Annotated in this window: 17 protein-coding genes and 2 pseudogenes; 10 read left to right on the top strand and 9 right to left on the bottom strand. The window is 70.4% G+C overall.

Translation table 11 applies throughout. The annotated features are described in order from the left end of the window. Positions 1-56 precede the first annotated feature (56 nt). Positions 57-719, top strand: coding sequence for a TVP38/TMEM64 family protein (locus Q5762_RS26965; protein WP_315894879.1), 663 nt, complete (start codon positions 57-59; stop codon positions 717-719). Positions 720-728: 9 nt separating this feature from the next. Here Q5762_RS26965 and Q5762_RS26960 read toward each other — a convergent pair whose 3' ends face one another. Beyond that, positions 729-1,151: a heavy metal-responsive transcriptional regulator gene (locus Q5762_RS26960; protein ID WP_315894834.1), complete on the bottom strand. Its 423-nt coding sequence runs from the start codon at positions 1,149-1,151 to the stop codon at positions 729-731. 130 nt (positions 1,152-1,281) lie between these two features. Here Q5762_RS26960 and Q5762_RS26955 point away from each other — a divergent pair. The 6 genes and pseudogenes from Q5762_RS26955 to Q5762_RS26930 all read left to right on the top strand — a co-directional run. Then, a pseudogene (locus tag Q5762_RS26955) lies at positions 1,282-1,482 on the top strand (heavy-metal-associated domain-containing protein); the annotation flags it as partial. Between the two features lie 109 nt (positions 1,483-1,591). Continuing rightward, positions 1,592-3,828 (top strand): annotated as a pseudogene (locus tag Q5762_RS26950) (heavy metal translocating P-type ATPase). A 35-nt stretch (positions 3,829-3,863) separates the two neighbouring features. Continuing rightward, positions 3,864-4,358: a hypothetical protein gene (locus Q5762_RS26945; protein ID WP_315894833.1), complete on the top strand. Its 495-nt coding sequence runs from the start codon at positions 3,864-3,866 to the stop codon at positions 4,356-4,358. 59 nt (positions 4,359-4,417) lie between these two features. Continuing rightward, the gene (locus tag Q5762_RS26940) at positions 4,418-4,753 is read left to right on the top strand and encodes a hypothetical protein (RefSeq protein ID WP_315894832.1); all 336 of its coding nucleotides are present in this window, start codon (positions 4,418-4,420) and stop codon (positions 4,751-4,753) included. Further along, the gene (locus Q5762_RS26935) at positions 4,743-5,696 is read left to right on the top strand and encodes an FAD:protein FMN transferase (protein ID WP_315894831.1); all 954 of its coding nucleotides are present in this window, start codon (positions 4,743-4,745) and stop codon (positions 5,694-5,696) included. The genes Q5762_RS26940 and Q5762_RS26935 overlap by 11 nt, the downstream gene beginning before the upstream one ends. Continuing rightward, positions 5,651-7,165 (top strand): 2Fe-2S iron-sulfur cluster-binding protein, encoded by a 1,515-nt coding sequence (locus Q5762_RS26930; RefSeq protein WP_315894830.1) that lies wholly within the window; start codon positions 5,651-5,653, stop codon positions 7,163-7,165. The genes Q5762_RS26935 and Q5762_RS26930 overlap by 46 nt, the downstream gene beginning before the upstream one ends. Here the strand turns inward: Q5762_RS26930 and Q5762_RS26925 are convergent. Beyond that, a complete protein-coding gene (locus Q5762_RS26925) occupies positions 7,114-7,680 on the bottom strand; it encodes a hypothetical protein (protein ID WP_315894829.1) in 567 nt (188 codons plus the stop codon). The two genes, Q5762_RS26930 and Q5762_RS26925, sit on opposite strands and share 52 nt — an antisense overlap. Then, complete coding sequence (locus Q5762_RS26920) at positions 7,680-7,814, bottom strand: hypothetical protein (protein ID WP_315894828.1); 135 nt, start codon at positions 7,812-7,814, stop codon at positions 7,680-7,682. Before Q5762_RS26920 ends, Q5762_RS26925 begins: the two co-directional genes overlap by 1 nt. Positions 7,815-7,935: 121 nt before the next feature. Here Q5762_RS26920 and Q5762_RS26915 point away from each other — a divergent pair, with 121 nt between their 5' ends. Further along, positions 7,936-8,595: a TetR/AcrR family transcriptional regulator gene (locus tag Q5762_RS26915; RefSeq protein WP_315894827.1), complete on the top strand. Its 660-nt coding sequence runs from the start codon at positions 7,936-7,938 to the stop codon at positions 8,593-8,595. A gap of 126 nt (positions 8,596-8,721) precedes the next feature. Here Q5762_RS26915 and Q5762_RS26910 read toward each other — a convergent pair whose 3' ends face one another. The 3 genes from Q5762_RS26910 to Q5762_RS26900 all read right to left on the bottom strand — a co-directional run bounded on the left by Q5762_RS26910 (position 8,722) and on the right by Q5762_RS26900 (position 10,563). Continuing rightward, positions 8,722-9,225 (bottom strand): hypothetical protein, encoded by a 504-nt coding sequence (locus Q5762_RS26910; protein ID WP_315894826.1) that lies wholly within the window; start codon positions 9,223-9,225, stop codon positions 8,722-8,724. A 41-nt stretch (positions 9,226-9,266) separates the two neighbouring features. After that, on the bottom strand, positions 9,267-9,782 hold the full coding sequence (locus Q5762_RS26905; RefSeq protein WP_315894825.1) for a hypothetical protein: 516 nt from the start codon (positions 9,780-9,782) through the stop codon (positions 9,267-9,269). A 565-nt stretch (positions 9,783-10,347) separates the two neighbouring features. Continuing rightward, positions 10,348-10,563: a hypothetical protein gene (locus tag Q5762_RS26900; protein WP_315894824.1), complete on the bottom strand. Its 216-nt coding sequence runs from the start codon at positions 10,561-10,563 to the stop codon at positions 10,348-10,350. Between the two features lie 596 nt (positions 10,564-11,159). Between Q5762_RS26900 and Q5762_RS26895 the strand changes: the two genes are divergently transcribed. Both Q5762_RS26895 and Q5762_RS26890 read left to right on the top strand, forming a co-directional pair. Continuing rightward, positions 11,160-11,888, top strand: a complete 729-nt coding sequence (locus Q5762_RS26895; protein ID WP_315894823.1) for an ElyC/SanA/YdcF family protein — start codon at positions 11,160-11,162, stop codon at positions 11,886-11,888. Between the two features lie 660 nt (positions 11,889-12,548). Then, positions 12,549-14,153 carry a multicopper oxidase family protein gene (locus Q5762_RS26890; protein ID WP_315894822.1) on the top strand — a complete coding sequence of 535 codons (1,605 nt, stop codon included), beginning with the start codon at positions 12,549-12,551 and terminating at the stop codon, positions 14,151-14,153. Positions 14,154-14,220: 67 nt separating this feature from the next. Here the strand turns inward: Q5762_RS26890 and Q5762_RS26885 are convergent, their stop codons facing one another. From Q5762_RS26885 to Q5762_RS26875, 3 genes are all read right to left on the bottom strand, one after another. Next, complete coding sequence (locus Q5762_RS26885) at positions 14,221-14,862, bottom strand: DUF1326 domain-containing protein (RefSeq protein ID WP_315894821.1); 642 nt, start codon at positions 14,860-14,862, stop codon at positions 14,221-14,223. Positions 14,863-14,982: 120 nt separating this feature from the next. After that, positions 14,983-15,390, bottom strand: a complete 408-nt coding sequence (locus tag Q5762_RS26880; RefSeq protein WP_315894820.1) for a four-helix bundle copper-binding protein — start codon at positions 15,388-15,390, stop codon at positions 14,983-14,985. A gap of 216 nt (positions 15,391-15,606) precedes the next feature. Beyond that, positions 15,607-15,873: a cation transporter gene (locus Q5762_RS26875; protein ID WP_315894819.1), complete on the bottom strand. Its 267-nt coding sequence runs from the start codon at positions 15,871-15,873 to the stop codon at positions 15,607-15,609. Between the last annotated feature and the right edge of the window lie 2 nt (positions 15,874-15,875).

Here is a 15,875-nt window from a genome sequence, read left to right as displayed (position 1 = left end):
CGTCGCCATCCGCTCGGCCGGTCGGGCCCCCGTCCACGTACACTCGGCGTGTGCATATGACACCGTCCGTCCGGCTGGGTCTGCTCGTCGCGATCCTGGCAGCGGCGGCCGGCTCTCTCCTCCTGTGGAGCCCTCAGCGTGTGCTCACTCAGGGTCTCGACTCCGAAATTCCCCCTGCCTGGGCGGGGCTCGCCTTCGTCCTCGTGTTCGCGATCGGCACCCTGGCCTTCTTCCCCAAGCCCGTACTCAACGTCGCTGCCGGGGTCCTCTTCGGCGCACCCGAGGGGCTGGTGCTGGCTGTGGCGGGGACGACCCTGGGTGCGGTCCTGGCCTTCGCGCTGGGGCGGGGCCTCGGGCGCGAGGCGCTTCAGCCGTTCCTGAAGGGGAAGGTGCTGTCCGCGCTGGACCGGCGGCTTACCCAGCAGGGCTTCCGCAGCGTGTTCCTGCTGCGGGTCGTGCCCGGCGTTCCCTTCCCGGCGGTCAACTTCGCCGCCGCCTTCTCCGGCGTACGGCTGCGCTCCTTCGCCGCCGCCACGGCGCTGGGCGTGCTGCCCGGTACAGCCGCCTACGTCGTCGCCGGAGCCTCCGCTTCGTCACCGACCTCGCCGGCGTTCCTGATCTCGGTCGGCGTCATGGTGGCGCTGACGGCGCTCACCGGCGTCTCGATGTGGCGGTCCCGGCGGGCGGTCGGTACGCCGACTATGGAAAGCGTGGCCTGACGGGGCCGGTCAGCGGGTCGTCGCACCGTCCGCGAGGTCCGCTTCGAGGATCCAGCAGACCGCCGTGTCGTCGTGGTCGGTCGGCTTGCCCTGGGCGGCGTGGGCCAGCAGCTTCTCCAGGTGGGCTTCGAGCGTGACGAGTTCGGCGACCTGGGCACGGACATGGTTCAGGCGGTCGGTCAGCACGCGTCCGACGTGGGCGCAGGGGCTCTCGCCGCTGTCGTGCACGGTGACGATCTGCCGGACTTCCTGAAGGGACATGCCGGCGGCCTGGCAGCGGCGGATGAAGCGGAGCCGGTCGGCCGTCTCCGGGCCGTAGACACGGTGGCCGCTCGGCGTGCGCGCCGGAGGCGGGACCAGGCCGGAGTCCTCGTAGAAACGGATGGTCTTCGTGCTGGTCCCTGTGAGGTCAGCCACTTCGCCGATCTTCATGGCCCTCCGCCCTTGAACTTCCAGTGCGCTGGAAGTGTAACCCTGTGGCTGTCCAGGGATCGCCCCTGAGACCGGAGGCCGCCGGACCCGGCGGCCGTCCGCTTGAAGCGAGGAGCCCTCGATGAGCCAGTCCACGTACACCGTCACCGGCATGACCTGCGGGCACTGCGTCGCGTCCGTCACCGAGGAGATCACCGAGATCACCGGGGTGCGGAAGGTCGAGGTCGAACTCGCTACCGGGCTCGTCACCGTCGACAGCGACGCCCCGCTCGCGACGGAGGACGTGCGGGCGGCCGTCGTCGAGGCCGGCTACGAGCTGGTTGCAGCCTGAGAGAGCGACGGCGAGCACCAGGCGAGACCCGCACCATGAGCACCGCAACCCTCCCGCAGCCGGCGGACGAGGACGCGCCGCCACAGACCGTCGATCTGCGATCACCGGTATGACCTGCGCCTCCTGTGCCGCGCGCATCGAGCGCAAGCTGAACAAGATGCCCGGCGTCAGCGCGACGGTCAACTTCGCCACCGGGGTGCCCGCGTCGGCTGCCCCGAGGACCTCACGCCCCAGGACCTGATCGCCACGGTCAAGGCCACGGGGTACGGCGCGAGCCTGCCCACCCCGCCCGCCACCACATCGGAGGGGAGCGAAGGGCAGGCGGCCGGTGACGAGCCGGGCGGCGAGGAAGAGCGGCACGTACGAGCGCTGCGCGACCGGCTGATCGTCTCCGCCGCGCTGACCGTGCCCGTGGTGCTGCTGTCGATGATCCCGGTCCTCCAGTTCCGGTTCTGGCAGTGGCTCGCCTTCGCGCTCGCCTCGCCCGTCGCCCTGTGGGGCGCGTGGCCCTTCCACCGAGCCGCCGCCCTGAACCTGCGCCACAAGGCGGCGACCATGGACACCCTGGTCTCGCTCGGCGTGCTCGCCGCCTGGCTGTGGAGCGTCTACGCCCTGTTCCTCGGCGGCGCCGGCGAACCCGGCATGCGGATGACGGTCTCCCTGCTGCCCCGCTCCGGGGAGCACGCCGGGCAGGCCGAGGTCTACCTGGAGGTCGCCGCCGCCCTCACGGCCTTCATCCTCGCCGGCCGCTACTTCGAGGCCCGTGCCCGAAGCCGCGCGGGCGAGGCGATACGCGCCCTGATGGACCTCGGTGCCAAGGACGTCACCGTCCTGCGCGACGGACGCGAGACGCGCGTACCGATCGAACAGTTGGCGGTCGGCGACGAGTTCGTCGTACGCCCCGGCGAGAAGATCGCCAGCGACGGCGTGGTGACCGACGGCACCTCCGCCGTCGACGAGTCGCTGATCACGGGTGAGTCGCTGCCGGTGGAGGTCGGCGCGGGCGATCCGGTCACGGGAGCGACCGTCAACGCGGGCGGACGGCTTGTCGTCCGGGCCACGCGCGTCGGCTCGGACACCAAGCTCGCGCAGATCGCGCACCTGGTGGAAGAGGCCCAGACCGGCAAGGCGGAGGTGCAGCGCCTCGCCGACTCCCTCTCGGCGGTCTTCGTACCCATCGTCATCCTGCTCGCCGTGGAGACCCTGTTCGCCTGGCTGATCCTGGGTTACTCCGTCGCAGTCGGCCTGACCGCCGCCGTCGCCGTACTGATCATCGCCTGCCCTTGCTCGCTCGGGCTCGCCACACCGACCGCACTGATGGTCGGTACGGGGCGCGGTGCCCAGCTCGGGCTGCTCATCCGGGGGCCGGAGGTACTGGAGTCCACCCGCCGGATCGACACGATCGTGCTGGACAAGACCGGCACTGTCACCGAGGGCCGGATGCGGCTCGCCGACGTGATTACGGCCGACGGTGAGGACCGGGCCGAGGTGCTGCGCAGGGCCGGAGCGCTGGAGTATGCCAGTGAGCACCCGATCGCCAGGGCGATCGCGGACGCCGCCGAGGACGAGACCGGCGACCTGGCGTCCGTAACGGGATTCGCCAACCACGCCGGTCGTGGTGTCACCGGCACGGTCGACGGGCGGCAGATGCTCGCCGGCCGGGCGAGCTGGCTGACCGACGAGCACGACCTGGAGATCCCCGCCGAGCTGGTCCGCGCCCAGCAGAAGGCCGAACGCGCGGGCCGTACCGTCGTGTTCGCCGCCTGGGACGGCAACGTACGGGCCGCCCTCGTCGTCGCCGACACCGTCAAGCCGACCAGCGCGGAGGCTGTCGCCCAGTTCAAGAAGCTGGGTCTGACCCCGGTGCTGCTCACCGGCGACAACCGGGCCGCCGCCGAGCACGTAGCCGCCGAGGTCGGTATCGACAAGGTGATCGCCGAGGTCCACCCCGAGGACAAGGTCGCCGAGATCAAGCGCCTGCAGGCCGACGGGAAGGTCGTGGCCATGGTCGGCGACGGCGTCAACGACGCTGCCGCGCTCGCTCAAGCCGACCTCGGTCTCGCGATGGGCACGGGTACCGACGCGGCCATCGCCGCCGCCGATCTCACCCTGGTCAAGGGCGACCTGCGCGGCGCGGCCGACGCGATCCGGCTCGCCCGCAAGACCCTCTCCACCATCAAGGGCAACCTCTTCTGGGCCTTCGTCTACAACGTCGGCGCCCTGCCGCTCGCGGCCTTCGGGCTGCTCAACCCGCTCATCGCGGGTGCGGCGATGGCCAGTTCCTCGGTGTTCGTCGTGACGAACAGCCTGCGCCTGCGCCGCTTCCAGCCCACGAACAACAGCTGACCCCCCCCTCCTTCCGAGTCAAAGGACGAATCCTCATGGCCGACGCCATCAAGCACCGCACCGCCCTCGCCATCGCCGCGGCCGTTGTCACGGTCGGCGTCACCGCGACCGTCGCCACCGCCGCCATCGTGGGAGGCGGCCCCGACACGCCGGCCGGCACGGGCATGTCGACCATGCCCGCCGCCACCCCGAGCGCCGGTACGACCCCGCCGACCGCTCCCGCCCAGCCGAACCAGCCCGCCCAGCCTTCCCAGTCCGCTCAGCCGATGCAGCCCTCCCAGCCCGCGCAGCAGGGCAACGGTGGCACGGGCATGAGCGAGGCCGAGATGCGGAGGTGGATGCAGGGCGTGCGCGACGGCATGGAGGCCGGCATGAGGGCCGGCATGGATTCGGGCATGGAGATGGGCCAGGACAAGGGCATGAACAAGTCAGGCGGTATGAGCGGCGGCATGGGTGGCATGAACAAGTCCGGCATGGGTGGCGGCATGGGCATGGACGACGGCATGGGCATGGGGATGGGCGACATGTAGCGCCACCCGCATCACAAGAAGTTGTGCACGCGCACCCGTACGTTCAAGGAGAGACCCCGATGGCCGACCGGCCGAGCCCTGACGATGACGAGCGGGACCGCCGTACCGCGGTACGGGTGGGAGTGGCCGCCGCCGGCGTCTCCGGCGCCATGCTGCTCACGGCAATCCTGATGGCAGGCGGTGAGTCCGTGGCGACCGCGAGCCAGAGCGTCGCCGCCTCGATGCCGACGGCCGCGACTCCCGCAGCCCCTCAGGCCCAGTCGAATCCGGCTGCCCCGGTCACCCGCAGCAGCGGGAGCGGCTGCGGCGGCACGAGCGCCGATGCGACGGCCACTTCGGCGACTCCCGCACCGGCCGTACCATCGGCTCCGGTCACCCGCAGCAGTGGCAGCTGAGTCGCTCGCCGAGTCGCGCTTCCGGGTGATGGGTAGCACGGGACACCTCCTGATCACCGGCGGCGTGGATCTGGTCGAGCCCGCCCGCGGGCTCCTGCGCGAACTGGAGCTGCTGTGGTCCCGGTTCCGCCCCGAGAGCGAGCTGTGCCGGCTCAACTCCGCACCGGGAACCTGGGTTCCGCTCTCCCCTCCGACCCTCGCTCTCGTCTCCCGAGCGGTACGGGCGTGGGACGTGACCGGCGGGCTCTTCGATCCGACCGTGCTGCCGGCCCTCGAAGCCGCCGGGTACGACCGCACCTTCGACGAGGTGGCGCGCGAACTGCCGGGTAGCGTCCGGCCCGTGCCCGCCTTCGGGTGTTCGGGCATTGAGTTCCGTGACGACGCCGTCCGTCTGCCGCCAGGCGTACGGCTCGATCCCGGCGGCATCGGGAAGGGCTACGCCGCTGACCTCGTCGCCCAGTGGCTGCGCGCCGCGGGGGCCGACGGCGCGTGCGTCAACCTCGGTGGTGACGTACGGGTATGGGGCACGCCGCCCGGCACCGGCGCGTGGTCGGTCGCGGTGGAGGACGAGACACGTCCCGGCACAGACACGGCGTGGCTGTCCCTCACGGACGGCGCCGTCGCCACCTCCACCCGCCTGCGGCGCCGCTGGCAGTGGCAAGGGGAGGAGCGTCATCACCTGATCGACCCGGCCACAGGCTCACCGGCGGCAGGGGATGCGGTGACCGTCACGGTCGTCGCGGGCGAGGCGCACTGGGCGGAGGTGCTGGCCAAGGCGGCACTGATCGCTGGCCCGGAGGCGGGGGCCGAACTCCTCGAAACCCACGGGGTCGCGGGGCTGCTCGTGACGGAAGACGGTACGGCGCGCAGCGCCGGGCCATGGGAAAGGTTTGTGTCGTGGACCCCAAGCTCTGGTGGTACCTCGCCCGCGTCGGCGGGCTGATGTCCTGGTGGCTGCTCTCGGCCACCGTCGTCTGGGGACTCCTCGTCCGCACCCGCGTCCTGGGACACCGTGCGCCGCACGCCCGGCTCCTCGACCTGCACCGCTTCCTGGCCGGGTTCTCGCTGAGCTTCCTCGTCCTGCACCTGCTCGGGCTCGTCGCCGACAGCTGGGTCGACATCGGACTGCTCCAGATCGTGATCCCCTTCACGTCCGCGTACCGGCCTGTGGCCGTCGCCTGGGGTGTGGCCGCTCTCTACCTGGTGGCGGCCGTCCAGACCACCTCGCTTCTCAAGTCCCGTATCCCGCAACGATGGTGGCGGTACGTGCACTACAGCACCTTCCCGCTGTTCCTGCTGACCACCGTCCACGCCCTCACCGCGGGCACCGACGAAGACGCCGCGCGCTGGACGGCACTGCTTGTGGGCGCGGCCGTCACGTTCCTGGCCGTCTACCGGCTCGTCGTGGGACGGCGCACGGACGACGGCCCGTCGGCCGAACGTCCGACCCGGACCGCAGACGCCCAGGGCTCTCGCCCCGTAGTGGTGACGGAGGTCCAGCGGGCCGCCGACGGCGTGGTGACCGTCGAGTTCGCCGCGGCTGACGGCGCCGTCCTGCCCAGCTGGGAGCCGGGCGCCCACATCGACCTGGTCCTCCCGTCCGGTCTGATCCGCTCGTACTCCCTGTGCGGGGACCCCGACGATCCCGCCACCTACCGCGTCGCCGTGCTCCGGTTCGACGACGGCCGCGGTGGATCGGCGGAGGTGCACAGACTGCGCGAGGGGCAGCGGATCGCCGTCCGGGGGCCTCGCAACCGGTTCCCGCTCGTACTCGCGGAGCGCTACGTGTTCCTCGCGGGCGGCATCACAGCGCTCCTGCCCATGATCCGCGCCGTCGAGGCCGCCGACCGCGACTGGAGCCTCGTCTATGGCGCCCGTTCGCGCACAGCCATGGCGTTCACCGAGGAGCTCCAGGCCCTCGGTGGCGACCGCGTACGCCTCGTTCCGCAGGACACCGACGGTCTGCCCGACCTCGCAGGGGCGCTCAAGGACGCGTCGACGCGTACGGCCGTCTACGCCTGCGGTCCCGAACCCCTGCTCAGGGCCGTGGAGTCGGCCGTCGCCGCCCGTGGTCCCGACCGGCGTCCGCACCTGCACGTGGAACGTTTCCACGGCTCCGGGGCCGCCGGGACCGTCACCGGCGCACGGGCGTTCGAGGTGGAACTCCGCCGCTCCGGGCGGGTGTTGCCCGTCCCTGTCGACCGCAGCCTTCTCGACGTCCTCCGCACCGCGGTCCCCACCATCGAGTACTCCTGCGGCGAAGGGGTCTGCGGCAGCTGCGAGTTGCGCGTCCTTGACGGGATCCCGGACCACCGGGACAACGTGCTCCCGAGGGGCGACCGTGCCCGCCGTGACGTGATCTATCCGTGCGTCTCCCGGGCGCGGAGCCCCATGCTGACGCTGGACCTCTGATCGGGACCGGAACGCTGCTGCCTGCGCTGCCGGTAGCGGGTCCGGCCCTGCGGCTTGTGCGTCGACAGGGCGGTCGCCAGCAGGAGCACGACCAGGGCCGCGGCGGACTGGACGACGAGCTGGGTTCGCAGGCCGGTGAGGGTGTCGCCGGTCCAGTCCGGTGCTGCCGCCGCGCTCGCGATATGGCTGATGGGCGGCATGTGCAGGAGCAGGGCGCCGGTCGCCAGGACGGTGATCGCCAGCTTCACCGTCACCCAGTAGTAGCGCAAGAGGCCCCAGGTCGTGCCGAGCGAGGACACGATGCCGGTGGCCAGCGCGGCGAAGCAGAGCGGGACGATCACGTACCAGCCGGTCACGTCCATCGTGACGTACACCGACCGGACCGTCAGTGCGTCCTTCGCGGTCAGTCCGGTCACGGCGAGGGCGAGGAAGACCGCGACCGCGCCGAACCAGCCGACGGAGGCGGTCACATGGGCGGTGAGGGCGAGCTTGCGCACGCGCGGCGACATCGCCATCAGCCGTGGCCCCGCATGCCGCCGCCGGCCAGATGCAGGGCGAGGAAGGCCACGACGAGGACCGCCGCGCCGATCAGGAGCGCGGTCACCCAGCGGGGCCGGGGAGCGTGCGGGGGAGGGGCCTGCTCGGACATGGGGAGACTCCGATGCGTACGGGAACGGAACGGCGGGACGCCGGCCGCGCCCACCTTTTCGATACAGAGTGTCTCTGTCAAGCCATGGTGTCATGCCCCCGGCGTCCCGTACATTGTGGGGATGCCGAAGCTGTGGAACGAGACGATCGAGGCTCACCGCAACGCCGTGCGGGACGCGACCCTCGACGCGACCGCCGCGCTGGTCGCCGAGCACGGCCTGATGTCGGTGACCATGTCGCGGATCGCGCAGGAGACCGGCATCGGACGGGCGACGCTCTACAAGTACTTCCCGGACGTCGAGTCGATCCTCGCCGCCTGGCACGAGCGCCAGGTCGCCCACCATCTCGAACAGCTCGAAGCCGTACGGGACCGCATCGTCGACCCGGGTCAGCGGCTCCACGCCGTACTGGAGACGTACGCCCTCATCTCGTACGAGCGTCACGGCCACCACGGCACCGACATGGCCGCGCTGCTCCACCAAGGGCCGGCCCTCACCCAGACCCACCAGCGGCTCCTGCAGCTCGTCCGGGACCTGGTCGCCGAGGGCGCCGCGAGTGGTGCGATGCGCACCGACGTCGTCGCCGACGAGCTCGCCGCGTACTGCCTCCACGCGCTCGGCGCGGCTGCGGGCCTCCCGTCGAAGGCGGCGGTTCAGCGGCTCGTCGCGGTGACCCTCACCGGGCTGCGGCCTTCGGGTCACGTGATCGAGGAAGCGGTGTCGCCGGACGAGGACGCTCCAGCCCACGGCCATCGGCATCACCGCGGCCACGGCTCCCCATAGTCGTCCCTGGGGAAGGGGGCACGGCCGTTTTCCCGCTGCTCGGCCTATGGCTCTGGGGCTGCGCCGGCAGAAGCTTCCGCCGGTGGGCGGACCGTGACGTGTACCGGTGTCTGCCCGCGCGTTCGATCAGCCGGTGCTGGACCCGTGCGTGGCCCGTTCCCAGAGGTCCAGCCCAGCGCGGAGGAGTTCGCGCATGGCCGCAGTCTCCTCGTCCGTGCAGGCCCCCTCGCCGGCGGTGGGTTCGAGAGCTTCGCCGCCGAAGATCTTTTCGTAGGCGCTGTCGTGGATCGATCCTTGGGAGGGGAAGGATGGGCCAGCCTTCCGGCTGTGAGAGAGGTCTTCGAAGAAGTTCCACGCGTCCAGCAGCAGTCCTGCCGTGACCGAGCCAAGGTCGGGGTGCTCGACCCACCGCCTTACGACGCCCAGATCGAGGGTGGCTTCGCCCTCCCAGACGAGCTCCCAGCCGTTGCGATCGCAGTATTCCTGCAGCGTCTTGAGGTCATGGAACGCGAGGAGTCTTCCGATGTCGTCAACGATGAGTTCATCGGGGGCATCGCCCTCTCCGGGCCGCCAGATCAGCGTCAGCTCGCCTCTCCCGGTCGCGATTCGGTACGGATAGCAGTCCGTCATGCGGGGCTCCCTGGTGGCCGCGGCGGCGCTCGCCGCGTAGGTCATCCTGCCTGGCTTCGACCAGCCTGGCGTGGCCCGGCCGGGCGGCACGCGGAGGTCCGCGTGCCGCCCGGGATCTTCATACGCGTCGGGGCGTCCGCCCGGATCTGGGCCTTCGCCCCGCAGATGTCCACCGGATCACTGAGCCCCTTCTCCCCCTGAGTGGGGCAGTTGCCGGTGCAGTCGCGTCGCCATGTCATCACCCGGTACGACCCGGCGGCCGGCGAGTGCGTGAAGTTGACGGGTGACCGGAACTCCTTCTCGACGACTGTCTTCCCTTGGAGCGTCTCCACGCGGACGTACCGCAGGGACGCGGCGGGTCCAGCGCCGCCTTCCGAGGTCAGCTCCAGAGAGCCGGCCGGTCCGGCGCTGTCGCCCGGCCGGGTGGGATCGGGCGCCTGGGTGCTCAAGGCATCCGCCTTCGGCGCGGAATCGGGCGTGGATGCCTGGCTGGTGCCGCAGGCGGTGGCACCGACGGCGAGCAGGATGGCGAGTGTTCCGAGTCGTGAGGGGCGCACGTGTTCCCTTCGAAGCCTGGGACGAACGAGGGTCAAGTGGGGGCGTGTCGTGGGCAGACGCGACGGTGCCGGCCGACGCGCGTGAAGCGCCTCGGCCGGCACCGCCCTTCGCGGATCGGCCGCGGGGCTCAGATCGGTCGGCCCACAGGATGCTGGTCACCGTCTTGCCCGTCTTGATCTTGCTGGCGCTCACGGGCTGCGCCGCGGCCGCGCCGTCCCCGTGGTTGTAGATCACGCCCAGCTCGTCGATGTCGTGCTGGTTGGGGCTCACGTAGGCGGGGTCGTCGATTCCGGCGTAGTCCATGCAGGAACCCGCGTTGGTGAACTGGTGGTCGAGGCCCCAGAGGTGTCCCACCTCCTGGCAGACGACGTGCTGCTTGGCGGCCTCGGTGTCGGTGCTCAGGTAGGTCTCGTTCTGCTTGTCCGTGCCGGTGGAGATGTGCCCCCTCCGGAGAGCTGGATCGAGGCGATACCGAGCCAGCCGGTGTTGCCGTGGGCGTAGTTGCAGACACAGATGGCGTTGCCGGTCGGGTAGGTGCAGCGGCGGCGCGCGGTGTTGCTCGTGTCACCCTGGTTGATGGAGAGCGGCAACGGCCTTCTGGATCCGCGGAGTCCAGTCGCTCGTCGAGCTGTTGATGACGTTGAGCTGAGCGGTGCCGTTCGTGGTGGCCCAGTGGTAACCGCCCCAGGAGTTGTCGGCGCTGGCCGGTGAGGCCCCGGCAATCAGGAGGGCGACGGTGCCGGCTATTCCGCCGAGCACGACAAGGGGGGACTTCTTCATCGAATTCCTCTCGGGACTTGCGTGGGGGTGGACAGATCCCGTGGTGCTGCTTGGGTGGCAGGGACACTGCAAGTCACCGAAGTTCGGATGGAAGATGCGCGCCAGCGGATAATGGTGACGATGCGTCATGCCTGCACCCCCACGCGAGAGGAACACGCGACACGGGCCCGCCCTCGAACCTCCCCCGCCCCGTCGTCGCCGCCAGGCCCGCACCCTCCGTGGCGGAGGGGCCGTTCGACCGATCGATCACGGAAACGGCCTACTTATCTACTTAGCCGTTACCTGGCTGAGGTTGCACGGGTTCGCCGGGGCTTCAGTTCGGGCTGCGAGTTCGAGGTGGGCGTCCGCCGTAGCGGATGCCTATCTCGCCACGGATATAGGCGAGATCCGGAGCGGTGCGCAGCCCGGCCATCGGCTGGTGAGGCTGATCACACTGCGGGTGGAGCCGGATCGCCGTACGTGGTGTGGTCGTTGATCAAGACGGTGGGATTCGTCGAGCCGGCGAAACCGCCGTGCACTACACGGCCGAGGGATAGGGAGCCGGCGGGAGTCGATCTGCCGGACGCCGCGGCCGGCGATCCAGGAAGAACCAAGTCATGCGTCTGCTCCGCGTCACACACGCGCCGTACCGCACCCTCCGTAGGCTACGAACCCTGAGCCGGCCTCGGTTGCCGCGCACCCGTGCCGGGCGTCGGCGGACCGTGCAAGCGGCGATGCTCCTCTGTGTGCTGGCACTTCTGCCCGCGACCTGGACCTTCACGGTGTCGGACAACCGGCTGCGGACCGTCGAAAGCGTGCCGCGCGCCGAGGTGGCGGTCGTGTTCGGTGCGGGCCTGCAGGGCGGGGAGCCCGGCTCCTACCTCGTCCACCGTCTGGACACGGCGGCCGACCTGTACAGGCAGGGGCGTGTCGAAGTGATTCTGGTGACCGGCGACAACAGCCGCCATGACTACGATGAGCCGCACGCAATGAGCATGTACTTGACGAAGCGGGGCGTCCCCCACGCGCGCATCGTCAGTGACTTTGCGGGCTTCGACACCTGGGACTCGTGCGTGCGCGCCAAGAAGATCTTCGGCGTCGACCGGGCGGTCCTCGTCAGCCAGGGCTTCCACATCCGGCGTGCGGTCGCCCTTTGCCAGGCGGCGGGAGTCCAGTCCTACGGCGTCGGAGTCTCCGGCTCGCGCAACGCGACCTGGTACTACAGCGGCGTCAGGGAGATCGTGGCGGCGGGCAAGGCCAGCCTCGACGCGACGTTCCAGCCGGACCCGAAATTCCTCGGCCCGAAGGAGCCGACGGTGCGACGGGCGCTCACGGCTGAGCGATGAATCGTGGCTCACGCACGGGCGATGCCCGCGACGTCCGTTCTGGGCCGGTGACGGCTCATGGCCTGTAGCTATCACCCGAATCACATGAGTGGGCCGATACCCCCTCCCCGTACTAGGTGCGGGGAGTCCGGTAATCGTCGAACCGGGCGGAGAACGGAGGCTGAGGTGGCAGGGCGCTCCAGGGCTGCGACATGGTGGGGCCGATTCGTGCTCGCCGTCGCGCTGCTCGTGGGCATCGTGCTGATGCACGTCCTCGGCCACCCTGGCGAACCCCCACCCACCTGTCCGGGAACCACCTGATCACAAGTGCCCACGCCGCTGTGGCGGCGGAGCATGTGGCGGCCGACCGGGATCAGGCGACGCCCCCCGGGCCCGCGCACGGGGCCGGAGTCACGGCCGTGTGCCTCGCCGTGCTCGGCGTCGGAATCGGCCTCCTCCTGGTGGCCCGTGGGGCGCTCGGACGCCGATGGCGCGGGGCCGACGCGCTGTTGCCGGCCGTACGGCTCGCTTACGCCCTCCGCGCGATCCCGCCTCCTGCCCCGCCCAGGTCCCTCCTGACCCGCCTCTCGTTGTTGCGCATATAGGCAGACCGGCTGCTCCACCTCGTGAGCGGAACGCCGCCTTGTCCATGCAACGACCACGTCAAGAGGTTCCACAGTCATGTCCCGACTCACCCGTCGTACCGTCCTCGGCGCCGGACTCGCCGCCGCCGGCACCGGTCTGCTGACCGCCTGCTCTGGATCCATGAGCGGCATGGATCACTCCTCCGGCGGGGGCGGCATGTCGCCGAGCGCCGACTACCTCGCCCCGGACAGCAAGGAGGTCGGCGCCACCGAAGCCCTCCGGAAGCCCGGTCCTGAGCGCAGGTTCAAGCTGACCGCCGTCGAGACCCCGCTCGACCTGGGTGGCGGACGCACCGTCCGGTCCTGGGCGTACGGGGACGACCTGCCCGGCCAGGAGGTCAGGGTCACCGCCGGCGACACCCTCGCCCTCACCCTGGCCAACAACCTCCCCGAGGCCACCAGCATCCACTGGCACGGACTCGCCCTCCGCAACGACATGGACGGCGTGCCGGGCCTCACCCAGCGCGACATCAAACCGGGCGACTCGTTCGACTACCGCTTCGCGGTCTCCCACCCAGGCACCTACTGGTTCCACCCGCACTCCGGCGTCCAGCAGGACCGGGGCCTGTACGCCCCGCTGATCGTCGAGGACCCCAAGGAGCCCCTGAAGTACGACAAGGAGTGGGTCGTCGTCCTCGACGACTGGGTCGACGGTGTCGACGGCTCCACCCCCGACGCCGTGCTCGCCGAACTGAGCAAGGGCATGGGCGGCATGGACCACGGAGGCTCCAGCGGCTCCGGCGGCATGGAGGGCCCCGACATGTCGAACATGTCGATGCCCACCGAGAAGTCCCCGTCCCCGAAGCCCTCCGGCCCCTCCCGGATGCTGATGGGCGCCACGAGCGACCTGCTCGGCGGTGACGCCGGCGATGTCGGGTACCCGCACTACCTGATCAACGGTCGTACGCCGGACAAGCCGCAGACCTTCGCCGCCAAGCCCGGCGACCGAATCAGGCTCCGCATCATCAACGCCGACGGCGACACCGCCTTCCGTATCGCCCTCGGCGGCCACAAGTTCACCGTCACGCACACGGACGGCTTCCCCGTCGAGCAGACGCAGGCCGACGCGCTCCTGCTCGGCATGGGCGAGCGCTTGGACGCGCTCGTCACCGTCGGAAACGGCACCTTCCCGCTCACTGCGCTCGCCGAGGGCAAGAACCGCACCGCCCTCGCGGTCCTGCGCACCGGAGGTGGCGCGGCACCGACCGCCTCCGTGCGCCCGAAGGAGCTCGACGGCAAGGTCGTCCACGGCGGTCAGCTGAAGGCGGCCGAGTCCGTACGGCTCGACTCCGGGCGCCCCGACCGGACGATCGAGTTCAAGCTCACCGGTTCGATGGCGAAGTACGACTGGGCCATCAACGGCAAGAAGTACGACCCCGCGCAGCGCTACCCGGTCCGCTCGGGCGAGCGCGTACGGCTGTCGTTCGTGAACAGCACGACGATGTGGCACCCCATGCACCTGCACGGCCACACCTACGCGCTCGCAGATGGCGGCGCGCGCAAGGACACCTCGATCGTGCTGCCGGGCAAGAAGCTCGAGGTCGACTTCGACGCCGACAACCCCGGCCTGTGGATGATCCACTGCCACAACGTCTACCACGCCGAATCCGGGATGATGACCGTCCTCGGCTACCTCAAGTAGAGATCGCGGCCGTACGGGAGCGGCCCGGCCGGAATGCCCGGCCGGGCCGCCTCCGTGACCCCCGGCGTCACACGTCAGGCCGCCAGTCGAAGGGGAAGTGCTTGCTCGACCCGCCGCGATACGGACGGGAGAAGTCGAACCCCTCGGCCTGGTCCGCCTCCACGACGCCCCAGGTCGCCACCTGCCCGGGCCCGACCTCCGCACCCGGGGCGTTGACCAGCTGGACCCGGCGCCCCGGGTCGGCCGTGGGGCCGGTGAGCGCCTTCGCGCCCACGCTCACCCGGTCGGACACGGTCGCGCGCCAGTACTCCAGGTCTTCGGCGGCGTCGAAGGTGATGGGTGCGTACCGCACCTCGCGCACGTCGCCGATCAGCGCACCGAACGTGCCGGGCCACCCCCCGACGTTGCCGCGGAAGAGCTGTTCCAGCGCGTCGCGCTGTGCGGGAGTTCCCTTGGCGTCGATGTAGAACATCACGCTCATCCGGGAGTCGGTGTTCTCCGCCCACATGTTGCCGGCGAACTCGCCCAGCGCCACGACCGCGAGGCCGTCGAGCCGCACGTCCCCGATGTGCCCTTCGTGGACCTTCCACACCAGGGTGAAGAGGCAGGAACCGTTCGTGGGTGCCTGCGCGAAGGTGCATGGGCAGGGCAGTGAGCAGCTGCAGACGTCGAACCACTCGCCCTCTAAATGCCAGTTCGTCTTGTCCATGTTCAGGGCGTTCCCGGTACCCCCTGAGGGTATGCAAATGCAGAAATTCGTTCGGCCTTAACCGGCCACCGCGAACAGCGCCGCCGCGTGGAACGGACGGCTCAGGCGCCTGCCGTTCGTTCAGCCCAGGGCCGCGAGGAGTTCGTTGCATGCCTCTTCGCAGGTACGGCACGCCTCTGCGCACAGGCGGCAGTGGTCGTGCATGTCCGCGTGGGAGGCGCACTCGTCGCCGCACGCCTTGCAGGCGACCGCGCACGCCTTCAGGAGCGCGGTAGTGATGTTGGCGTCGTAGCCGGTGTGACGGGACAGCACCGAAGCGGTGGTGTTGCAGATGTCGGCGCAGTCCATGTCGGTGCGGATGCACTTGGTCAGGTCGCCGACCATTCCTTCGGACAGACACGCGTCCGCGCACGCCGTACACGCCTGGGCGCACATCGTGCATGCCTCGATGCAGCGTGCGAGCTTGTCCGGGTCGATGTTTCCGAGATCGGCCGGGTAGGTGGCGAGCATGTCCTTGGCCGTGGTCATGGGGTGCCTCACTTTCTGGGCGAAGGCCGAAGGGCCGTGCCGGCCGCGCCTGTCGGCCTCCTCAGTCTCAGTGTGTGTTCAGCGGGAGGCGGTGGCCAACGCGCAGAAGCACGTCGATCGTGCTGCCGGGCAAGCGGCTCGAGGTCGACTTCGACGCAGGCCCCCGGAGAACAGCCTGGCCGGGGTTCCCGGCCAGGCCATTTCGCCCGTCTCCGCTCAGCCGACCGGCCGGGCCTCGTACTCGCCGGCCCGACGCACCGCGGCCACCAGCGCGTGCGTGTCCACCTCCGCGCCGTCCTCGAACCCGACAGTGCTACGTCCACTCCGTACGTCGGTGCGCGCCGACCGGACGCCGGGGACTTCCTCCAGCTCGTCGTCGATCAGCAGACCGCAGCTCGTGCAGTGCATCCCCTCGACTACGAGGGTCACCTCGGGGCCAGTGACCTGCGCCTCGTGCTTCTTCTTCCCGCCGAACAGTGGCATGA

The sequence above is a fragment of the Streptomyces sp. P9(2023) genome (genome assembly GCF_032436795.1).
GTDB lineage: Bacteria > Actinomycetota > Actinomycetes > Streptomycetales > Streptomycetaceae > Streptomyces.
The sequence above is the reverse complement of the archived record's forward strand: the minus strand, read 5'-3'. Positions and strand labels throughout refer to the sequence as shown.

Coding starts and splice junctions, on each gene's coding strand:
- Q5762_RS26915 (WP_315894827.1), top strand. CDS start 7,936: ATGCCGAAGCTGTGGAACGAGACGATCGAGGCTCACCGCAACGCCGTG.
- Q5762_RS26945 (WP_315894833.1), top strand. CDS start 3,864: ATGGCCGACGCCATCAAGCACCGCACCGCCCTCGCCATCGCCGCGGCC.
- Q5762_RS26960 (WP_315894834.1), bottom strand. CDS start 1,151: ATGAAGATCGGCGAAGTGGCTGACCTCACAGGGACCAGCACGAAGACC.
- Q5762_RS26885 (WP_315894821.1), bottom strand. CDS start 14,862: ATGGACAAGACGAACTGGCATTTAGAGGGCGAGTGGTTCGACGTCTGC.
- Q5762_RS26895 (WP_315894823.1), top strand. CDS start 11,160: ATGCGTCTGCTCCGCGTCACACACGCGCCGTACCGCACCCTCCGTAGG.
- Q5762_RS26890 (WP_315894822.1), top strand. CDS start 12,549: ATGTCCCGACTCACCCGTCGTACCGTCCTCGGCGCCGGACTCGCCGCC.
- Q5762_RS26880 (WP_315894820.1), bottom strand. CDS start 15,390: ATGACCACGGCCAAGGACATGCTCGCCACCTACCCGGCCGATCTCGGA.
- Q5762_RS26925 (WP_315894829.1), bottom strand. CDS start 7,680: ATGGCGATGTCGCCGCGCGTGCGCAAGCTCGCCCTCACCGCCCATGTG.
- Q5762_RS26920 (WP_315894828.1), bottom strand. CDS start 7,814: ATGTCCGAGCAGGCCCCTCCCCCGCACGCTCCCCGGCCCCGCTGGGTG.
- Q5762_RS26910 (WP_315894826.1), bottom strand. CDS start 9,225: ATGACGGACTGCTATCCGTACCGAATCGCGACCGGGAGAGGCGAGCTG.
- Q5762_RS26900 (WP_315894824.1), bottom strand. CDS start 10,563: ATGAAGAAGTCCCCCCTTGTCGTGCTCGGCGGAATAGCCGGCACCGTC.
- Q5762_RS26875 (WP_315894819.1), bottom strand. CDS start 15,873: ATGCCACTGTTCGGCGGGAAGAAGAAGCACGAGGCGCAGGTCACTGGC.
- Q5762_RS26965 (WP_315894879.1), top strand. CDS start 57: ATGACACCGTCCGTCCGGCTGGGTCTGCTCGTCGCGATCCTGGCAGCG.
- Q5762_RS26940 (WP_315894832.1), top strand. CDS start 4,418: ATGGCCGACCGGCCGAGCCCTGACGATGACGAGCGGGACCGCCGTACC.